This window comes from Sphingomonas swuensis, assembly GCF_039538045.1.
Classification (GTDB): domain Bacteria; phylum Pseudomonadota; class Alphaproteobacteria; order Sphingomonadales; family Sphingomonadaceae; genus Sphingomicrobium; species Sphingomicrobium swuense.
This window is the reverse complement of sequence record NZ_BAABBQ010000001.1, coordinates 1,295,032-1,312,831: the sequence shown is the minus strand read 5'-3', so window position 1 is coordinate 1,312,831 and position 17,800 is coordinate 1,295,032. Positions and strand designations below refer to the sequence as shown.

Below are 17,800 nucleotides of genomic sequence, written 5' to 3'. Positions count from 1 at the left end.
ACCGCGCCAGCAGACCGAGCGGCGGGTTCGGGCTTATCTGGAGCGGGTGCAGTGAACCGGCCGCGGATGACGGCCTATGCCACGGCACTGCTGCGTCTTCTTCTGCAACGCGCGGGTGAGGACCGCAACAGGATTTTTCTTAGCCGTTGGTCAACCGTCGACTGGCAGTCGCTGACCCTCGAGGGCGAGCGTCACGTGGCCGAATTCACCATCACCGGGGACAAGGCCATGGCCTTCGCCCATCTCTGGCTGGCGGGCCTGTCGGACTCCGAGTTCGACATGCCGCGGGGCTTCGTCGCCGACATCACGGTGGCGGCCGGACCGACCCCGCGCGAAGACGGCGCGATCGAGGTCAGGATCGAAGCGCTGACCCTCGACGACTAGGCGAGGCTTCGGCGGAGTTCCCCGAGCGCCTGACGGAGCGCGGCGGCGGCATCGACCTCGAGGTCGAGCACGTTGTCCGCTCCGCCCGGTCGCCGGTCTTCCTGCAGATGCGCCTCGATCCTTGCGCGCAATTCGCCCGGGGTGGGCAGCGCGCGCGGCGCGAACAACTGCACCACGCGGCTGTCGCCCGGAAGATCGTCGAGCGGGTCGTCGAGCAGCAGCGCCTCCTCGGCGCCGACGGCGTCGCACAGTTCGAGGATGTCGGCCGGGACCTGCTCGACGACGATGTCGGGCTGGTCGAATGCCGGAAGCCGGAAGCGCCGCGGCTCGGGCTTGACCTGGCGCAGCAGCATCAGTGCCGCGACCCCGCTCGCCGCCGCCGCGATCACCGCGCCGCCAGACCCGCCGAGCAGCAGCAGGCAGGTGCCCACCGCCGCGCCAAGCAGCCCTGCGGCCACGCCGTCGGCCATCCAGCCGATCCAGTCATCCCCTGCCCCGTCCATGCCGCGCACCCTAGGGCCGCAATGGTTAGGCAATCCTTAGCTTCGCGCCGCCTCGAGCAGCGCGTCGGCGAAGTCGGCGCTGTCGCTCGGCCCCACCGCGGTCACCAGCCGCCCGTCGCGCACCACCGCTTTCTCCTCCACCAGTCCGCCGGCGTTGCGCAGGTCGGTGCGGATCGAGCGCCAGCCCGTCACCCGCTTGCCGCGCACCCCGTCGGCCTCGATCAGCAGCCACGGTCCGTGGCAGATGGCTCCCACCGCCTTGCCCGCGTCGAGGAACGCCCGCACCAGCGCCACCGCCTTGGCGTCCGTGCGCAAATGATCGGGATTGATCAGCCCGCCCGGAAGCAGCAGCGCGTCCCACTCCTCCGCCCGGGCCTCGCCGATGGCCAGGTCGGGCGTGATCCACTCGCCCGGATCGTCGAGCACCGTCGCCCGGATCGGCGCCGTCGTCGGCGCGGCGAGCTTCACCTCGCAACCGTTGGAACGAAGCCGCTTGAGCGGAACGAACAGCTCGTCCTGCTCGAACCCGTTCGACGCCATGATCAGGACTTTGGTCTGCATCCGGAACAACCCTTCCCTTCCCGCGCTTGCCCCGCATGGAACGCTTGCGACATTGCTGCGACGATCAGCCCGGAATTACCCGCCAGCAGGTCAAGGGCAAATGGGCCTATTTCCAGCCCGACGGAAGCCGGGTCACCGCCCGCGAGGAGATCGACCGGCTTAACGCCATCGCGCTTCCCCCCGCCTATACCGACGCCTGGTTCTGCCCCTTTCCCAACGGCCACATCCAGGCCACCGGACGCGACGCCAAGGGCCGCAAGCAGTATCGCTACCACGAGGCCTTCCGCAGCCGTGCCGACAAGAAGAAATATCTCGGCACGATCGAGTTCGGCGCCGCGCTCCCCAAGCTCCGCCGCAAGGTCGAGGCCGACCTCAAGGGCAAGCCGACCAGCCGCGAGGCGGTGCTGGCCGCCGTCGTCCGCCTCCTCGATACCGAGCATATCCGCATCGGCAACGAGCAATATGCGAAGGAGAACAAGAGCTTCGGCGCAACCACCCTGCGCAGCCGCCATGTCCGCAAGACCGGCAGCAAGCTGGTCGTCCGCTTCAAGGGCAAGCATGGCATCGCCCACGAGCTTCCGATCGGCGACCGCCAGCTCAAGCGCATCGTCAGCAAGGTTGCCGACCTCCCCGGCCAGAACCTCTTCCAATATCTCACCGAGGACGGCGAGGCCTGTCCGATCACCAGCGCCGACGTGAACGATTATATCCGCGAGGCGACCGGGGGCGACTTCACCGCCAAGAACTTCCGCACCTGGGGCGCGTCGGTGATCGCCTTCGACCAGATGCTCACCGCGCAGGAAGAGGAAGTCCGCAAGATCAGCCTCAAGACCGTACTCGAGCCCGTCGCCGAGGCGCTCGGCAACACCCCCGCGATCAGCCGCAAGAGCTACGTCCATCCCAAGCTGATCGAGGCCGCGCGCGAGGATCCCAAATTGCCGCTCGGCACCTTCAAGCGCCCCCGCACCCGCAAGTTTCTCTCGAGCGAGGAAGTGGGGCTGCTCGACTGGTTGATGAAGGGCAAGCGCAAGCGGGCCACCAGGGTCAGCGAGAAGAAGGTCGACAAGGCCATCGCCGCCGCCGAAATCTCGATGGCCAAGGTCGACGAGGTCGCCGAAGCCGCGGCCTGAAGCCCCCTCCATTGCGATTCCACGGGAAGGTCCCTGTCCTCGAACCTTGACCCCTCCCGCACCCCCCGTCATCCCTCGCCACCGATGACCGACCACCTCTCTCCCACCCTCGACTGGCTCCTCCGCAACCGCGAGGCGCTCGGCCTCGGCACCCTCGTCGCCCTCGGCCTCGTCGCACTGATGCTCGTGGCCCGTGCCATCGGTCACCGGATCGTCGCCGCCGACCCCGCTTCGACCAGCTGGAAGGGGGTCGTCGGCCGGGTCCTGTCGCGCACCGGCGTCCTGTTCATGGTCGCCGCCGCGCTCGAGATCGTGGTCGGCTACGCCCAGCCGAGCCCGCGCATCGCGCGTGCGGTCGAGGTCGCCTTCACCATCGCCCTCGCGCTCCAGGCCGCGGTGTGGGCGCGCGAACTCGTCCTCGGGGTGATCGGTGCCCGCGTCGGCGAGAAGCCGGGCGAGACCACGCTCGGCAACGCGATGGGCGTCATTCGCGTGCTGGTCAGCGTTGCCGCCTTCGCCATCGCGCTCGTCGTCATCCTCGACAATCTCGGGGTCAACGTCACCGCGCTGGTTGCCGGCCTCGGCATCGGCGGAATCGCCATCGGCCTCGCCGCGCAGGGCATCTTCTCCGACCTCTTCGCCGCGCTCGCCATCCTGTTCGACAAGCCCTTCCGCCGCGGCGACACCATCCGCTTCGACACCACCACCGGCACGGTCGAGAAGATCGGGCTCAAAACCACTCGCCTGACCAGCCTGACCGGCGAGCAGGTCATTATGGCCAACACCAAGCTGCTCGAGCGCGAGGTCCGCAACCTCGCCGCAGGGACAGAGCGGCAGGAGACGCTCCGCTTCGGCCTCACCTACCAGACCCCGCCCGAAAAGCTTGAGCGGGTGCCCACCATCGCCCGCGAGGTGGTCGAGGCGCAGGAAGGCTGCACCCTCCACCGCTGCGTGCTGGTCGCCCTGGGCCCCTCCAGCCTCGATCACGAGCTTCTCTTCCGCCACAGCGGTCTCGACGCCGACGTCCTCTTCGCCAAGCGCTCGGCGATCATCATCGCCCTCCTCCGCCGCTTCGCCGCCGAGGGGCTCGACTTCGCCTATCCGACCCAGACCACCTTCACTGCCGCCCCCGACGGCACGCTGGTCATGCCCTACGCCGTGCCGGCCCCGCACTGACGCATCGCTCCTCCCCTTGGAGGAGGTGGCAGCGCAGAGCGCCGGCGGAGGGGTCAGCCTTCCACCCTTGTCCAATTCCTCTATGACACTCGGACCACCCAGGGGGACACGCCAGCCTTATGCCAGTCGACCAGCCACCCCGCTCCGACGAGCGCAACGGCTTCATCCTCTTCCTCGTCCTCATCACGCTCGCGCTTGGCTATGTCGCCTGGCCCTTCGCCTCGGCGCTGCTGTGGGCGGTGCTGGCCGCGATCATGTTCCAGCCGCTCTACGGCTGGATGCTCGCGCGGCTCGGCGGCCCCAACCGCGCGGCCATCGCGACCCTCCTCGTCATCTTCCTTGCGGTGGTTCTTCCCGCGATCGCGATCGGCAATGTCATCGTCGGCCAGGCGCTCCAGATCTACGAGGCGGTCAAGGCCGGCCAGTTCAACCCCGCGGTCTATTTCGAGCAGGTGCAGGGTCGCCTCCCCGTCCGCCTGCGGCAGATCCTCGACGGCTCGGGCTATGGCGACTTCGCGGTGCTCCAGGAGCGGGTCACCGCGGTGGTGCGCGACAGCCTGACCCTGATCGCCAGCCGGGCGCTGCAGATCGGCGGCAATGCCTTCACCTCGCTGCTGGTGTTCGCGGTCGGGCTCTACGTGACCTATTTCCTACTCCGCGACGGACGCCGCATCGGCGAACTCGTCAAGGACACGATGCCGCTGAGCACGCACTCGGCCGACCGCCTCGCCACCAGCTTCGTCGCCGCCATCCGGGCGACGATCAAGGGCTCGGTCGTGGTCGGCTTCGTCCAGGGCCTGCTCGGAACCATCACCTTCTGGATCGTCGGCTTCCCCTCGGCCGTCCTGCTCGGCGTGCTGATGGCGATCGTCTCGCTCCTTCCCGCGGTCGGCCCGGCGCTCGTCTGGGTTCCGATCGCCGCCTATCTCCTGCTGACCGGAAGCCTGTGGCAGGGGATCGTGGTGATCGTCTCGGGCGCGCTGGTCATCGGCATGGCAGACAATCTCCTCCGCCCGCTGCTGGTCGGCCGCGACACCGGCATCCCCGACTGGCTGGTGCTCGTCACCACGCTCGGCGGAATCGCCGCCTTCGGCCTCGGCGGGGTGGTCGTCGGCCCCGTCATCGGCGGCCTCTTCCTCGCCGGCTGGACCATCTACCGCGAGGAGCGGCGGGAAGCGGAAGGCGACGACCCAGCCCGCTCCTCCCCCTCGGGGGAGGTGGCAGCGCGCAAGCGCTGACGGAGGGGTCTCCGACGCGCCGTATCGGTAATCAACGCCACTGCGCCTTGCAGATCATCGAGCACGTCACCCGCAGCAACTCGTAAGGTGCAGATGTCCCATCGCGCCAGATATCGATCGCGGGCGGCGTCATGCTCCGACGTGAAATCATGCGACATTCCGTCGACCTCCACGCACAGCCGTGCCTCGTCGCAGTAGAAATCAAGTACATACGGCCCGGCCGCATGCTGTCGGCGAAAGTGGAAGCCTGTCTTTCCGCCCCTGAGCGCCCACTACAACAGGCGTTCGGGTTTCGTCATCCCGCGGCGAAACCTGCGCGCGCGCTGAAAGGCTTGCTGGCTCCCGCTGACTTCCATCTCACCCCTCCGTCAGCGCTGCGCGCTGCCACCTCCCCCAAGGGGGGAGGAGCGATGATCCGGCCGATCCAGTCTGCGACGAGCATCGGGCAAGAAGCAAGTGGCGCCTCCCCTTGCACAATAGGATTCCACCTGCTCAACTAACCGGAGCGGTTCTCCGCTCGGCTCTTTCTCCCCGTCGACCGCACGCCATGTCGGCCCGCCGGCTGTGACTTCCCCGCATCCTATCCGGAAGCCCGCGACCCGCGCACGACCCCCGCACCCTGTGAACTTCGGAAACTTCGCCGCGCCGCGAGACCCCCGCACCCTGGGAACTTCGAGAACTTCGGGTCGGAATCAGGCCCAGACGCTTGATCCCGCGCCACAGCGCGTCTCTATTCGGCCACAGCCACGCCCAGCCTAAGGAACGCCCATGCCCGTCGCCACTCTCGAGACCATCCGCAGCAAGGTCGGCCAGTCGCTGGGCACGTCCGACTGGATCGAGGTGAGCCAGGACCGGATCAACGTCTTCGCCGACGCGACCGAGGACCACCAGTTCATCCACGTCGACGAGGCGCTCGCCACCCAGACCCCGTTCGGCGGCACCATCGCCCACGGCTTCCTCTCGCTGTCACTGCTCAGCCGGATGGCCGCCGACGTCATGCTGGTGCCCGAGACGACCAGGATGGGCGTCAACTACGGCTTCGACCGGGTCCGCTTCCTTGCCCCGGTCCGCGCCGGAAAGAGGGTGCGCGGCCACTTCACCCTCGTCAGCTTCGAGGAGAAGCGCCCCGGCCAGTATCAGTTCGCCCACGACGTCAGCGTCGAGATCGAGGGCGAGGACAAGCCCGCCCTCTCCGCCACCTGGATCGGGCAGGTCTTCGCCTGAGCCTCGACCATCGCTACAGCAGCACAGAATCAGACACGTAAGGAGCCTTCATGACCACCGCCGCCCGTGACGCCGTCATCGTCTCCACCGCCCGCACGCCGATCGGCCGGGCCTATCGCGGCGCCTTCAACGCCACGCCGTCGCCGACCCTGACCGCGCATGCGATCCGAGCCGCGGTCGAGCGGGCCGGGGTTGCGCCTGAAGAGATCGAGGATTGCGTCATCGGCGCCGCGCTCCAGCAGGGCGTCCAGACCACCATCGGCCGCACCGCCGCGCTTCGCGCCGGATTGGGTGTCGGGGTCGCCGGGATGTCGATCGACCGCCAGTGCGCCTCGGGCCTGATGGCGATCGCCACCGCCGCCAAGCAGGTCATCGTCGACCGCATGGACATGTGCGTCGCCGGCGGCGTCGAGAGCATCAGCCTCGTCCAGACCCCCGAGATGCGCCTCGGCTCGGACCCCGAGCTGCTGAGCATGCACAATGCGGTCTACATGCCGATGATCCAGACCGCCGAAGTGGTCGGCAACCGCTACGGCATCAGCCGCGAGCGCTGTGACGAATATGCGCTCCGCTCGCAGCAGCGCACCGCCGCGGCGCAGGCCAATGGCATCTTCGCCGACGAGATCGTCGCGGTGACCGCCAACATGGCGGTCAAGAACAAGGAGACGGGCGAGACCTCGATGCAGGAGGTCACCCTCGCCAAGGACGAGGGCAACCGCCCGCAAACCACGCTCGAGGACCTCGCCAAGCTGCAGCCGGTGATGGGGCCGGAGCGGATCATCACCGCCGGCAACGCCAGCCAGCTTTCGGATGGCGCCTCGGCCTGCGTGGTGATGGACTCGACCCTCGCCGAGAAGAAGGGCCTCCAGCCGCTCGGCCGCTACGTCGGCATGGCGGTCGCCGGCACCGAGCCCGACGAGATGGGCATCGGCCCCGTCTATGCCGTGCCCAAGCTGCTCAACCGCTTCGGCCTCAAGGTCGAGGACATCGGCCTGTGGGAGCTGAACGAGGCCTTCGCGGTGCAGGTGCTCTACTGCCAGGACAAGCTCGGCATCCCCGACGAGCTCCTCAACGTCAACGGCGGCGCCATCTCGATCGGCCACCCCTACGGCATGAGCGGCGCTCGCCTCACCGGCCACGCACTGCTCGAGGGCAAGCGCCGCGGCGCCAAGTATGTCGTCGTCACCATGTGCGTCGGCGGCGGGATGGGCGCGGCGGGCCTGTTCGAGGTGTTCTGATGCGGCTTCGGGCGGGAGCCTTGCTGCTGGTCGGGCTGCTCCCGGCAATGGCAAGCCCCGCCCGCGCCTGCACTGCCCCGCCGCCTCCCGTCTACAATGGCGGGAGCCTCGCCGAGCATCGCGCGCTCGCCAAGCGACTGGCCAGTGAGTACCTCCAGCGGCAACTGTGGCGCAATCAGGTCGACCTCTTCGACAAGGCGAAACGGGTGAGCCTTGCCCGGGTGATTGCCTCGGAGAAGATCGCGCTCGGCAACGATCCACTCGGCGGGTACCGGCTCACGCTCGAACCGATCGAGGTCTACAAGGGTGCGGCGGTCGACGGCCAGCCGCGCACGGTCGAGGACAAGGGCGTCAGCAGCTGCGGCCTCTATGGTGGCGGCTCGGGCACTTCCCAGCGAAGCGGTGAATATCTCATCCTTTACGAGGACGTCCCGGCCCTTGGCGGCGGTCCGCACACCACCTTGCTGGTAAGCGAGCTTCGCGATCCCCGCATCCTAGACTTCTACGGCAAGGGGCTCGCTTCGAAGTGACAGGGGTTGAGCTGCTCGCCCTTGCGGCCTCGACCAGCCTGCTTGCGGGGTGGCGGCTCTACCTCGTCACCTTCGTCACCGGCTGGGCGATGCGGCTCGGCTGGATCAACCTTCCCGACAAGCTGGTCGCCCTCGACGTTCTCGCAAACCCATGGGTGCTGGTCATCTCGGGCGCGGCGGCGCTGTTCGAATTCTTCGCCGACAAGATCGCCTTCATCGACAGCCTGTGGGACGGGATCAACTCGGCGATCCGGCCACTGGGCGGCGCGCTTCTGGCGCTTGCCATCGTCGACCCGGGCGATCCCGTCTGGCAGGTCGCGGCCTTCCTGGCTGGCGGCGGCGCGGCGTTCGTGGCCCATGCCGGCAAGGCTGGCGCGCGGGCGATGGTCAACGCCAGCCCCGAGCCGTTCAGCAACATCGCGGTCTCGGCGGGCGAGGACGTCGCGACTGCGGGCCTGCTCGCGCTGGCCATCGCCAACCCGATCGCCGCGGCGCTGATCGCGCTGATCCTCGTGCTCCTCAGCCTGTGGCTGATCCTTGCCGCGCGAAGGATGGTCGGACGACTGCTGAACCGAACGCCTGCCTGAGGGTTGCCTCCTTTGAAACAAGGGAGCTTCTGATCATGCCCGAAGGCGGACACACCAGCCTCGTCGAACGCATCGCGCGCATCCTCTGCGCCGCCGAGCACAGCGCCAATGCCGCCGGCTCGGAGGAGCATGCCGCGGCGCATGTCGACCAGCACTGGCGCAAGCACCGCAACCAGGCGCTCGCCGTGCTGAAGGGCATTCGCGAAACCGATCAGGCCGGTGCGGCGGCGGGGGATCCGGTCTTGTGGCAGCGCATGGTCGACGCCTCCATCGCTGCCGCCGATGCCGACGCCAGCGCCTGACCAGCCCTCGCTGGGACAGGCCCGCGGCACCCTCCTCGCCTGCATCCTCGCCTCCAGCCTGAGCTTCGTCGAAGGCTCGGTTCTGAATGTCGCGCTGCCCGCCATCCGGGAAAGCTTCGGGGCCGGCGCGAGCGAGGTGCAGTGGGTGGTCAACGCCTACCTCCTGCCACTGTCCGCGCTGCTGCTGCTCGGCGGAGCCCTCGGCGACCAGTTCGGGCGCAAGCGGCTACTGCTCGCCGGCACCAGCCTGTTCGTCGCGGCCTCGCTGCTCTGCGCGCTGGCGCCAGGCTTCGCATGGCTGGTCGCGGGACGCGTTCTCCAGGGCCTCGGCGCTGCGCTGCTGCTTCCGAACAGCCTCGCTCTCCTCAACCATGCCTTCGAGGGCGAGAGACGCGGACGCGCGATCGGCATCTGGGCTGCCTCGGGCGCCGCCGCTGCCGCGGTCGCCCCGCTGATCGGCGGCTGGCTGATCGACCATGTCGGCTGGCCTTCGATCTTCTATATCAACCTGCCGATTGGCCTCGGCGCGATCCTTCTCGCCTGGCGCTTTGCCGCCGAGAGCCGCAACGAGGGCGCAGGCCGTACCGACTATGGCGGCGCGCTGCTCGCGACATTCGGCCTGTTCGGGCTGACCTGGGGCCTGACCCTGTGGTCGTCGAACCTCCGCTTCACCTCGCTCTCGATCGGCGCGATCGCCGGCGGAATCGCCGGCCTGCTCGCCTTCCTGTGGGTCGAGCGACGCCGGGGCGAGCAGGCGATGATGCCGCTCGACCTGTTCGGCGACCGCGCCTTCGTCGGCCTGAGCGCACTGACCTTCCTGCTCTACGGGGCGTTCGGCGCGGCGATGCTGCTGCTGCCCTACGTGCTGATCGAGGCCAAGAGCTTCTCTCCGCTCGATGCCGGCCTCGCCATGCTCCCGCTGGCGATCCTGATCGCGGTCGCCTCGCCGATCATGGGGCGGCTCGCCTCGCGGATCGGCGGCCGGTTGCCGCTCAGCATCGGACCGATGGTGGTGGCGGCGGGACTGCTGCTCGCCACCCGCGTCGGCAGCGGACCCGACTACTGGACCGAGGTGTTTCCGGCGGTGGTCGTGATGGCGCTCGGAATGGCGGTCGCGGTGGCGCCGCTGACCACCAGTGTCCTCGCCTCGGTCGACGAGCGGCACAGCGGAACCGCGAGCGGGCTTAATAGCGCGGTCGCCCGGACCGGCGGGCTGATCGCCACAGCCCTGCTTGGCGCGGTCCTCGCGGCCAAGGGGTCGGCGCTGATCGGGAGCTTCCATTCGGCCCTGTGGGCCGCGGCGGCGGTCAGCGTGCTGGCGGGACTCGCGGCATGGTTCACCGTTCCCGGAATCAAGAAGGCCGCCCGGGCAGAACCCGAACGGCCTTCTCCATTGTCTTGCTCGGCAAGCGCCGGCCGTTAAGCGAGAACCTCGCTGGAGGCAGTGCTCACCTGAATGGGACAATGAGACATCTGACCACCTCCTTTCGATCTGTTGACGATGCGAGGAAGATGGTCGCTTTCAGCGTCCGATCAAGAGCTTAGTCGTTCTCCGCGATGAACTCCTCGACGACCGGCGCAATCTTCTCGCGCCACTTGCGGCCATTGAAGATCCCGTAGTGCCCCGCTCCTTCGGCGAGATGATAGGTCTTCTTCTCGGCCGGGAGCCCGGTCGCGAGGTTCAGCGCGGCCTTCGTCTGGCCGACGCCCGAGATGTCGTCCCGCTCGCCCTCGATCGCGAGCAAGGCGGTACGGGTGATCGCCGTCGGATCGACCTTTCGGCCACGGTGCATCATCTCGCCCTTGGGCAGAAGATGGCGCTGGAAGACGGTGTCGACCGTCTGCAGGTAGAATTCGGCGGTCATGTCGCAGACCGAGCGATATTCATCGTAGAAGGCGCGGGTCGCCTCGGCGCTCTCCTCGTCGCCGTCGACGAGGTGGCGGAACATCTCCCAGTGGCTGACCATGTGGCTGCCAAGGTTCATGGTCATGAAGCCGGCCAGCTGGAGGAAGCCCGGATAGACCCGGCGACCCGAGCCCGGGTAGATGCCGGGCACGGTGGCGATGACGTTCTGCTGGAACCAGGCATGCGGCCGCTCGGTCGCCAGCGTGTTGACCGCGGTCGGGGCCTCGCGCGTGTCGATCGGACCGCCCATCATGGTCAGGCTGCGCGGGGTCGCTGGATGGTTGTCGGCGTTCATCAGCGCGGTCGCGGCATAGGCCGGGACGCTCGGCTGGCACACGGCCAGCATGTGTGCGCCCGGGCCGATCTTGCCGAGCCAGCCGATCAGCGTGTCGACATAGTCGTCGAGGTCGAAGCCGCCTTCCTTCAGCGGCACCATCTTGGCGTCGCGCCAGTCGGTGATGAACACCTCGTGGGTCGGGAGCAGCCGCTCGACCGTGCCGCGAAGAAGTGTCGCGAAGTGTCCCGACATCGGTGCGACGATCAGCAACCGGGGCTGACCCTCGGGACCACCGACCTTCACGAAGTGCTTGAGCTGGCCGAACGGCAGACGGTCGACGATCTCCTCACGGACCGCCACGCGCTCGCCATCCACCTCGACGTCGAAGATGTCGAAAGCCGGCTTGCCGCGCGGGGCTGAGGCATGAGCGAAGACGTCGAGGCTGGCTGCGACCAGCCCGCTCATCCCCAGGTAGCGCATCGGATTGGCGCTGCTGTTCAGCCAGTTGGCCGAGTTGCGCGCAAGCTGGCTCGCTCCCGCAAACCAGGAGCGCTGCACTTCATAGGCGTCGTAAAGCATTCAATCTCTTCTATGACCTTTTGCCCGTCAACCGGTGTGGAACCGAAAGGGTCCGCTTGGCAAGGTCGCCCCTCTGACGGGGATGACGGTCAGTTGCTGTCCTGCTAACCGCTGCCGCCATGGCGAGCGCACCCGACGACAAGGACAAACAGGGCCGGAGCATCGGCAACCTCAAGCTCGTGTTCCAGGCGGCCGCGCGCTACCCGGCACGGATCGCGGGCGCGCTGTTCTTCCTTGCGGTGAGCTCGGCGGCGACGCTGGCCATCCCCTACGGATTCAAGCAGGTGATCGACCGCGGCTTTGCGAGCGGATCGGTCAGCGGCGACGCGGTGAGCAGCGCCTTCCATTATCTGCTGGTGATCGTGCTGGTGCTGGCGCTGGCGACCGGCATGCGCTTCTACTTCGTCTCCTGGCTCGGAGAGCGGACGGTCGCCGACCTCCGCCGGCAGGTGCAGCGCAACCTGCTGACCCTCCCCCCGCGCTTCTTCGAGGAGAACCGTCCGAGCGAGATCGCCTCGCGGCTGACCGCCGACACCGCCATCCTCGAGCAGGTGGTCGGAAGCTCGGTCTCCTTCGCACTTCGCAACGTCGTGACCGGCATCGGCGGCGTCATCTACCTGTTCGCGCTGTCGCCGAAGCTCGCCGGGCTGCTGCTGATCGCCATCCCCTTGCTGTTCGGTCCGATCATCCTGTTCGGCCGCAAGGTCCGCAAGCTGTCGCGCGACAGCCAGGACCGGATCGCCGACGTCGGCTCGAACGTCAGCGAAGTGCTGGGCGCGATGCGGATCGTCCAGGCCTTCGGGCAGGAGCGCCGCGAGGAGCAGCGCTTCGCCGACACGGTCGAGCGCGCCTTCGCCACGGCAAAGACCCGGATGCGGCTGCGCGCAATCATGACCGTGGTGCTGATCGCCTTAATGTTCGGCGCGATCGTGATGGTCATCTGGGAAGGCGCGATCGACGTCGCCGCGGGGCGGATGACGGGGGGTGAGATCGCCGCCTTCGTCTTCACCGGCGTGCTCGTCGGGGGTGCCTTCGCGGCGCTGAGCGAAGTCTATGGCGACCTCCTTCGCGGGTCGGGCGCGGCCGGGCGGATCGCCGAGCTGATCGCCGCACGGGCCGAGATCGCCGCACCGGCCCATCCCGTTCCGCTGCCGAAGCCGTCCAAGGGCGCGCTCGCCTTCGACAATGTCGAGTTCCGCTATCCGACCCGGCCCGAGGAAAAGGCGGTGCACGGCCTCACCCTGGCGGTGGCACCGGGTGAGACCGTCGCGGTGGTCGGCCCGTCGGGTGCGGGCAAGTCGACTCTCTTCCAGCTCGCGCTGCGCTTCTACGACCCGCAGTCGGGACGGGTCACCTTCGACGGGGTCGACCTGCGCGACTGCGATCCTGCCGAATTCCGGCGGCAGATCGCGCTGGTGCCGCAGGAGACGGTGATCTTCGCCGCTTCGGCCCGCGACAACCTCCGCTACGGGCGGTGGGATGCGAGCGACGCCGAGATCGAGGCCGCCGCGCGCGCCGCCAATGCCCACGACTTCCTCGCCTCGCTGCCGCAAGGATATGACACCTTCCTCGGCGAGAGCGGCGCGCGTCTGTCGGGCGGGCAGCGGCAGCGGATCGCCATTGCCCGGGCGCTGCTCCGCGATTCTCCGCTGCTGCTGCTCGACGAGGCGACCAGCGCGCTCGACGCCGAAAGCGAGGCCTCGGTCCAGCAGGCGCTCGAGCGGCTGATGACGACGCGGACGACCATCGTCATCGCCCACCGGCTCGCGACAGTCCGCGCCGCCGACCGGATCATCGTCATGGACGAAGGACGGATCGTCGAGGAAGGCACCCATACCAGCCTCTCGGCGCGCGGCGGCCTCTATGCCCGGCTCGCCCGGCTCCAGTTCGACGCCGCCGCCTGAGCATCGGGGATCGTTTCAGGGGGTGCAACTTTGGCACATCGCATTGAACAGCGATGGTTATCCCGGCAACTTGCGATAAGGCCCGGGGACAAGAACGGACGTCTCGTCCAGCAAAGGATCCAAGACAGAATGACCCGTTACCAGCGATCCGCCGACGCGCTTTCCGCCGATGTCGGCGACGACGTCGTTGCGCTGCAGGCGGTGCGCGGCTTCGCTTACGGGATGGAAGGGGTGACCGCCGCCGTCTGGCAGGGACTGGAGCAGCCGGCCACCCTGGCCGAGCTGGTGGCCTTGCTGCGCGAAAGCTACGACGTCGACGAGGAGCTCTGCCGGACCGAGGTGGCAGAGCTGCTGGCCCAATTCATCGCCGAAGGGCTGGTCGAGGAAGTCGCCTGATGGCTTACGACACGCTGCTGGTCGACGAAGCGGACGGGATCGCCCGTATCACGCTCAACCGGCCCGAGCGGCTGAACAGCTTTACCGCCGCGATGCATGCCGAGTTGCGCGATGCGCTCGATGCGGTCGCGAACAGCGCCCGAGTGATCGTGCTCACCGGGGCGGGCCGCGGCTTCTGTGCCGGGCAGGACCTCAACGATCGGGCGGTCGCGCCAGGGCAGGCCGTGGATCTGGGGGAGACGGTCGAGCAGAGCTGGAACCCGCTGATCACCCGGCTCTCGACCATGGCGCAGCCGGTGATCGCGCGGGTGAACGGAGTCGCGGCGGGAGCCGGGGCCAACGTCGCGCTGGCCTGCGACCTGGTGGTCGCCGCGCGCTCGGCCAAGTTCATCCAGAGCTTCGCGACACTGGGGCTCATTCCCGACAGCGGCGGAAGCTGGCACTTGCCGCGGATGGTCGGCCAGGCCCGCGCGCTCGGGCTCGCGCTGACCGCCGAGCCGCTGCCGGCGGAAAAGGCAGCCGAGTGGGGCCTCATCTGGAAGTGCGTCGACGACGAGGCGCTCGACGCCGAGGTGGACGCCCTGGCCCGCAAGCTCGCCGCCCTGCCCCCGCTCGGCCTTGCCGCGATCAAGCAGATCATCCGCACCACGAGCGAGCGGACGCTGCCGCAGGAGCTCGCAGTTCAGGCAAGCGAGATGCGCCGACTCGGCTTCACCGACGATTATCGCGAAGGCGTTGCCGCCTTTCTCGAAAAAAGGCCGGCGACCTACCACGGTCGCTAGGGGACGATCTTCCCGTCGGCATTGCCCTTGGGCGAATAGCGGCAGATCAGATAGCGCCAGCCATTCTCGTCGTGGAGCCCGCAGCCGACCCGGGTCGTGCCGCGCCAGATCACCTGGGTATAATGCGCGACATCTTCCCAGCGTCCGGTCGTCGTGACCGCCGGAAACGTGCCGGGCACGAACAGTTTCTTCTCATCGACCCACATGCCGGCGAGGCTTTCGGGGGTGCCGCGCCAGACGGGGTCCATCGAAAGGTTTTCGCTCTGCCCGGGCCGGTCGGCACGGTTGCTGTGCTCGAGCCGGCCAAGCCCGGCAAGGCGCGGACCGTAGCTCGCGGCGCTTTCGGCGAGCGCCTCGTCCCACACCATCGGTGGTGCCCCGACCTCGGCGCGCGCGCGATTGTGGACCGCGAGCAAGCGGGCGGCGAGCTCGCCCTGCCGCGGCGGGCGGACCGGGGTCATGCTTGCGGCGCTGCCCGCGGCGAAGAGCAACATCAGGCTCATGCGCGGAAGCTTGGCTCCGCCATGCTGAAGAAGCCCCGAGCATACATGGTGAACGGCGCGTCAACGGTTGGCCTCGTCCCCCGCCCTGCCTAGGGTGCGCCGATGAAGACCAACCAGCTCCTCAATTTCGCCCGCGGCGAGTGGATCCCCGGCGACGCCGCCAGCCTGACCGAACTTCCGAGCGCGATCGACGGCTCTCCCGTGGCGCTCACTGGTTCCGGCGGGCTCGACTTCGGCGGCATGGCCCGTTTCGCCCGCGAGGTCGGCGGCCCGGCATTGCGCGCGATGACCTTCCACCAGCGGGCCCGCATGCTGAAGGCGCTCGGCCTCGCGATCATGGCGCGCAAGGAAGAGCTGTACGAGCTCAACTATGCCACCGGCGCGACCCGCAAGGACGGCTGGATCGACATCGAGGGCGGCGCGGGCACCCTCCTCTCCTTCTCCTCCAAGGGGCGGCGCGAACTGCCCGATTCGCACGTCCTGCTCGACGGGCAGCTCGAGCCGCTGAGCAAGTCAGGCCTGTTCCAGGGCCAGCACGTCTTTACGTCGCTGCAGGGTGTCGCGCTGCACATCAACGCCTTCAACTTCCCGGTCTGGGGCATGCTTGAAAAGCTCGCTCCCACGCTGCTCGCGGGCGTTCCGGCCATCGTCAAGCCGGCCAGCGCCACGGCCTGGCTTGCCGAGGCGGCCTTCCGGGTGATGATCGAAGCGGGGGTGCTTCCGCCCGGCGCGGTGCAGCTGGTGGTCGGCGGGGTCGGCGACCTGTTCGATCACCTTGGCGGCCAGGACGTGGTCAGCTTCACCGGTTCGGCCCAAACCGCGCTCAAGCTCCGCACCCACCCGGTCATCCAGCGCGAAAGCGTCAAGTTCATCGCCGAGCAGGACAGCCTCAACGCCTCGGTTCTCGGCCCCGATGCGACACCCGGCTCGCCCGAGTTCGACCTGTTCGTCGCCGAGGTCGTCAACGAGATGACGGTCAAGGCGGGGCAGAAGTGCACCGCCATCCGCCGGGCACTGGTCCCGGCAGCGCTGCTCGGCGCGGCCGAGCAGGCGATCTCGGAGCGTCTCGCCGCGATGACGGTCGGCGACCCGCGCGAGCAAGGGACGCGGATGGGCGCACTCGTCAGTCGGACGCAGCGCGAGAGCGTGCGCGAGGCGGTCGCCGCGATCACCGCCGACGGGGCACGGATCGCGTCGGGCGATCCCGCCGCCGCGACCGGCCCGGAGGGCGGGGCCTTCATGGTGCCCGTGCTGCTCTGCGCCGACGATCCCTGGGCGTGCGCCGCGGCGCACGACGTCGAGCCGTTCGGTCCGGTCGCGACGCTCATGCCTTATGCGGACCTGGCCGACGCGATCCGCCTCGCCAATCGCGGCAAGGGCAGCCTTGCGCTGTCGCTCTTCACCCACTCGGGCGAGGTCGCGCGCGACTTCGTGCTCGGTGCGGGTGCCTTCCACGGGCGGCTGCTGATCATCGATCGCGACAACGCCAAGGATTCGACCGGACACGGAAGTCCCCTCCCCGTCCTCGTCCACGGCGGTCCCGGTCGGGCCGGCGGCGGCGAGGAGATGGGCGGCGTGCGCGGAGTCACCCATTACATGCAGCGGACCGCGTTGCAGGGCTCGCCCGCGATGTTCGCGGCGATCACCTCGCAATATATCCCGGGCGGCCCCAAGAACGTCATCGACGCCCACCCTTTCCGGAAGCGGATGAGCGAGCTCCACATCGGGGATACGCTCAGGACCGCGAGCCGGATGGTCAGCGTCGAGGACATCGAGCATTTCGCCCACTTCACCGGCGACACCTTCTACGCCCACATGGACGAGGAAGCGGCCAAGGCTTCGCCGATCTTCGAGGGCCGTGTCGCTCACGGCTACCTCATCCTCAGCTTCGCGGCCGGCCTGTTCGTCGATCCCGCGCCGGGCCCGGTGCTGGCCAACACGGGTCTCGAGAACCTTCGCTTCCTCACCCCGCTCTATCCGGGCGACGCGATGCGGGTCGAACTGACGGTGCGCTCCAAGAGCCTCAAGAGCGAGGAGACCGGCGTCGTCCGCTGGGCTGTCGAGATCTTCAACCAGAAGGACGAACTGGTCGCGACCTATGATCTGCTGACCGAGAACGTGCCCTGATGCAGCAGCTGTCGGTCATCACGCTCGGCACGGACGACCTGGCCCGCTCGCAGGCTTTCTATCGCGACGGCTTCGGCTGGACGCCGGTGTTCGAGAATGAGGAAATCGCCTTTTACCAGATGAACGGCTTCGTTCTCGGAACCTGGCTGACCAGCGAGCTGGCCAGGGATAGTCGGCGGGCGGACTTGCATCGCCCCGGTGCCTTCGCGCTCGCCCACAATGTCGGCAGCGAAGAAGAAGTGGATGAGTTGATCGGGCGGCTGGTGGAAGCCGGCGGCCGGCTCCTGCGCGCCGCCGATGCATCGCCGCACGGCGGCTATCGCGGCTATGTCGCCAATCCCGACGACCATGCGTGGGAGATTGCGTACAATCCGGCGTGGTCGATCGACGCGGACGGGCATGTGACCTTCGGGATCTAGGAGCCACAAACGACGAGGCCCGGACGATTGCTCG

Annotated in this window: 19 protein-coding genes and 1 pseudogene; 15 read left to right on the top strand and 5 right to left on the bottom strand. The window is 68.3% G+C overall.

Going from position 1 to position 17,800, the window contains the following annotated elements; translation table 11 throughout:
• Positions 1 to 66 precede the first annotated feature (66 nt).
• Complete coding sequence (locus ABD727_RS06555; protein ID WP_344706587.1) at positions 67 to 384, top strand: hypothetical protein; 318 nt, start codon at positions 67 to 69, stop codon at positions 382 to 384.
• Here ABD727_RS06555 and ABD727_RS06550 read toward each other — a convergent pair.
• Positions 381 to 887 (bottom strand): hypothetical protein, encoded by a 507-nt coding sequence (locus tag ABD727_RS06550; protein ID WP_344706586.1) that lies wholly within the window; start codon positions 885 to 887, stop codon positions 381 to 383. The two genes, ABD727_RS06555 and ABD727_RS06550, sit on opposite strands and share 4 nt — an antisense overlap.
• Positions 888 to 923: 36 nt before the next feature.
• Entirely contained in the window at positions 924 to 1,448 is a 525-nt protein-coding gene (locus tag ABD727_RS06545) for a DJ-1/PfpI/YhbO family deglycase/protease (protein ID WP_344706585.1), read from the bottom strand.
• 35 nt (positions 1,449 to 1,483) lie between these two features.
• Here ABD727_RS06545 and ABD727_RS06540 point away from each other — a divergent pair, with 35 nt between their 5' ends.
• From ABD727_RS06540 to ABD727_RS06530, 3 genes are all read left to right on the top strand, one after another.
• Positions 1,484 to 2,578, top strand: a complete 1,095-nt coding sequence (locus ABD727_RS06540) for a DNA topoisomerase IB (RefSeq protein WP_344706584.1) — start codon at positions 1,484 to 1,486, stop codon at positions 2,576 to 2,578.
• An 84-nt stretch (positions 2,579 to 2,662) separates the two neighbouring features.
• Positions 2,663 to 3,754 carry a mechanosensitive ion channel family protein gene (locus ABD727_RS06535; RefSeq protein WP_344706583.1) on the top strand — a complete coding sequence of 364 codons (1,092 nt, stop codon included), beginning with the start codon at positions 2,663 to 2,665 and terminating at the stop codon, positions 3,752 to 3,754.
• 119 nt (positions 3,755 to 3,873) lie between these two features.
• A complete protein-coding gene (locus ABD727_RS06530; RefSeq protein WP_344706582.1) occupies positions 3,874 to 4,992 on the top strand; it encodes an AI-2E family transporter in 1,119 nt (372 codons plus the stop codon).
• On the opposite strand, the pseudogene ABD727_RS06525 reads toward ABD727_RS06530, so the two are convergent.
• Positions 4,908 to 5,231, bottom strand: a pseudogene (locus tag ABD727_RS06525) (endonuclease domain-containing protein); the annotation flags it as partial. The gene ABD727_RS06530 and the pseudogene ABD727_RS06525 sit on opposite strands and share 85 nt — an antisense overlap.
• 529 nt (positions 5,232 to 5,760) lie before the next feature.
• On the opposite strand from ABD727_RS06525, the gene ABD727_RS06520 reads away from it, so the two are divergent.
• From ABD727_RS06520 to ABD727_RS06495, 6 genes are read left to right on the top strand one after another with little or no spacing between them, the layout of a single operon-like run.
• A complete protein-coding gene (locus ABD727_RS06520; protein WP_344706581.1) occupies positions 5,761 to 6,216 on the top strand; it encodes a MaoC family dehydratase in 456 nt (151 codons plus the stop codon).
• A 50-nt stretch (positions 6,217 to 6,266) separates the two neighbouring features.
• Entirely contained in the window at positions 6,267 to 7,454 is a 1,188-nt protein-coding gene (locus ABD727_RS06515; protein WP_344706580.1) for an acetyl-CoA C-acyltransferase, read from the top strand.
• Entirely contained in the window at positions 7,454 to 7,984 is a 531-nt protein-coding gene (locus ABD727_RS06510; protein ID WP_344706578.1) for a hypothetical protein, read from the top strand. The genes ABD727_RS06515 and ABD727_RS06510 overlap by 1 nt, the downstream gene beginning before the upstream one ends.
• Positions 7,981 to 8,571, top strand: a complete 591-nt coding sequence (locus ABD727_RS06505; RefSeq protein WP_344706576.1) for a DUF4126 domain-containing protein — start codon at positions 7,981 to 7,983, stop codon at positions 8,569 to 8,571. Before ABD727_RS06510 ends, ABD727_RS06505 begins: the two co-directional genes overlap by 4 nt.
• A gap of 35 nt (positions 8,572 to 8,606) precedes the next feature.
• Complete coding sequence (locus ABD727_RS06500) at positions 8,607 to 8,873, top strand: hypothetical protein (RefSeq protein WP_344706575.1); 267 nt, start codon at positions 8,607 to 8,609, stop codon at positions 8,871 to 8,873.
• Positions 8,854 to 10,296 (top strand): MFS transporter, encoded by a 1,443-nt coding sequence (locus ABD727_RS06495; protein WP_344706574.1) that lies wholly within the window; start codon positions 8,854 to 8,856, stop codon positions 10,294 to 10,296. The genes ABD727_RS06500 and ABD727_RS06495 overlap by 20 nt, the downstream gene beginning before the upstream one ends.
• 118 nt (positions 10,297 to 10,414) lie before the next feature.
• On the opposite strand, the gene ABD727_RS06490 is transcribed toward ABD727_RS06495, so the two are convergent.
• Positions 10,415 to 11,635, bottom strand: a complete 1,221-nt coding sequence (locus ABD727_RS06490) for a polyhydroxyalkanoate depolymerase (protein ID WP_344706573.1) — start codon at positions 11,633 to 11,635, stop codon at positions 10,415 to 10,417.
• Between the two features lie 119 nt (positions 11,636 to 11,754).
• On the opposite strand from ABD727_RS06490, the gene ABD727_RS06485 reads away from it, so the two are divergent.
• From ABD727_RS06485 to paaG, 3 genes are all read left to right on the top strand, one after another.
• A complete protein-coding gene (locus ABD727_RS06485) occupies positions 11,755 to 13,539 on the top strand; it encodes an ABC transporter transmembrane domain-containing protein (RefSeq protein WP_344706572.1) in 1,785 nt (594 codons plus the stop codon).
• 129 nt (positions 13,540 to 13,668) lie between these two features.
• Positions 13,669 to 13,935 carry a PqqD family protein gene (locus tag ABD727_RS06480; RefSeq protein WP_344706571.1) on the top strand — a complete coding sequence of 89 codons (267 nt, stop codon included), beginning with the start codon at positions 13,669 to 13,671 and terminating at the stop codon, positions 13,933 to 13,935.
• Complete coding sequence (gene paaG / locus ABD727_RS06475; protein WP_344706570.1) at positions 13,935 to 14,717, top strand: 2-(1,2-epoxy-1,2-dihydrophenyl)acetyl-CoA isomerase PaaG; 783 nt, start codon at positions 13,935 to 13,937, stop codon at positions 14,715 to 14,717. Before ABD727_RS06480 ends, paaG begins: the two co-directional genes overlap by 1 nt.
• On the opposite strand, the gene ABD727_RS06470 is transcribed toward paaG, so the two are convergent.
• Positions 14,714 to 15,220: a CAP domain-containing protein gene (locus tag ABD727_RS06470; protein ID WP_344706569.1), complete on the bottom strand. Its 507-nt coding sequence runs from the start codon at positions 15,218 to 15,220 to the stop codon at positions 14,714 to 14,716. The genes paaG and ABD727_RS06470 overlap by 4 nt on opposite strands.
• Positions 15,221 to 15,322: 102 nt before the next feature.
• Between ABD727_RS06470 and paaZ the strand changes: the two genes are divergently transcribed.
• Both paaZ and ABD727_RS06460 read left to right on the top strand, forming a co-directional pair.
• Positions 15,323 to 17,347 carry a phenylacetic acid degradation bifunctional protein PaaZ gene (gene paaZ / locus ABD727_RS06465; protein WP_344706568.1) on the top strand — a complete coding sequence of 675 codons (2,025 nt, stop codon included), beginning with the start codon at positions 15,323 to 15,325 and terminating at the stop codon, positions 17,345 to 17,347.
• Positions 17,347 to 17,766: a VOC family protein gene (locus tag ABD727_RS06460; protein WP_344706567.1), complete on the top strand. Its 420-nt coding sequence runs from the start codon at positions 17,347 to 17,349 to the stop codon at positions 17,764 to 17,766. Before paaZ ends, ABD727_RS06460 begins: the two co-directional genes overlap by 1 nt.
• The last annotated feature ends 34 nt before the right edge of the window (positions 17,767 to 17,800 follow it).

Bases quoted from the DNA above. Each gene is read 5' to 3' on its own strand.
- ABD727_RS06495 (WP_344706574.1), top strand. From the start codon at position 8,854: ATGCCGACGCCAGCGCCTGACCAGCCCTCGCTGGGACAGGCCCGCGGC.
- ABD727_RS06470 (WP_344706569.1), bottom strand. From the start codon at position 15,220: ATGAGCCTGATGTTGCTCTTCGCCGCGGGCAGCGCCGCAAGCATGACC.
- ABD727_RS06555 (WP_344706587.1), top strand. From the start codon at position 67: ATGACGGCCTATGCCACGGCACTGCTGCGTCTTCTTCTGCAACGCGCG.
- ABD727_RS06520 (WP_344706581.1), top strand. From the start codon at position 5,761: ATGCCCGTCGCCACTCTCGAGACCATCCGCAGCAAGGTCGGCCAGTCG.
- ABD727_RS06550 (WP_344706586.1), bottom strand. From the start codon at position 887: ATGGACGGGGCAGGGGATGACTGGATCGGCTGGATGGCCGACGGCGTG.
- ABD727_RS06530 (WP_344706582.1), top strand. From the start codon at position 3,874: ATGCCAGTCGACCAGCCACCCCGCTCCGACGAGCGCAACGGCTTCATC.
- paaG (WP_344706570.1), top strand. From the start codon at position 13,935: ATGGCTTACGACACGCTGCTGGTCGACGAAGCGGACGGGATCGCCCGT.
- ABD727_RS06515 (WP_344706580.1), top strand. From the start codon at position 6,267: ATGACCACCGCCGCCCGTGACGCCGTCATCGTCTCCACCGCCCGCACG.
- ABD727_RS06485 (WP_344706572.1), top strand. From the start codon at position 11,755: ATGGCGAGCGCACCCGACGACAAGGACAAACAGGGCCGGAGCATCGGC.
- ABD727_RS06535 (WP_344706583.1), top strand. From the start codon at position 2,663: ATGACCGACCACCTCTCTCCCACCCTCGACTGGCTCCTCCGCAACCGC.
- ABD727_RS06500 (WP_344706575.1), top strand. From the start codon at position 8,607: ATGCCCGAAGGCGGACACACCAGCCTCGTCGAACGCATCGCGCGCATC.
- ABD727_RS06510 (WP_344706578.1), top strand. From the start codon at position 7,454: ATGCGGCTTCGGGCGGGAGCCTTGCTGCTGGTCGGGCTGCTCCCGGCA.
- ABD727_RS06490 (WP_344706573.1), bottom strand. From the start codon at position 11,635: ATGCTTTACGACGCCTATGAAGTGCAGCGCTCCTGGTTTGCGGGAGCG.
- ABD727_RS06540 (WP_344706584.1), top strand. From the start codon at position 1,484: ATGGAACGCTTGCGACATTGCTGCGACGATCAGCCCGGAATTACCCGC.
- ABD727_RS06545 (WP_344706585.1), bottom strand. From the start codon at position 1,448: ATGCAGACCAAAGTCCTGATCATGGCGTCGAACGGGTTCGAGCAGGAC.
- ABD727_RS06480 (WP_344706571.1), top strand. From the start codon at position 13,669: ATGACCCGTTACCAGCGATCCGCCGACGCGCTTTCCGCCGATGTCGGC.
- ABD727_RS06460 (WP_344706567.1), top strand. From the start codon at position 17,347: ATGCAGCAGCTGTCGGTCATCACGCTCGGCACGGACGACCTGGCCCGC.
- paaZ (WP_344706568.1), top strand. From the start codon at position 15,323: ATGAAGACCAACCAGCTCCTCAATTTCGCCCGCGGCGAGTGGATCCCC.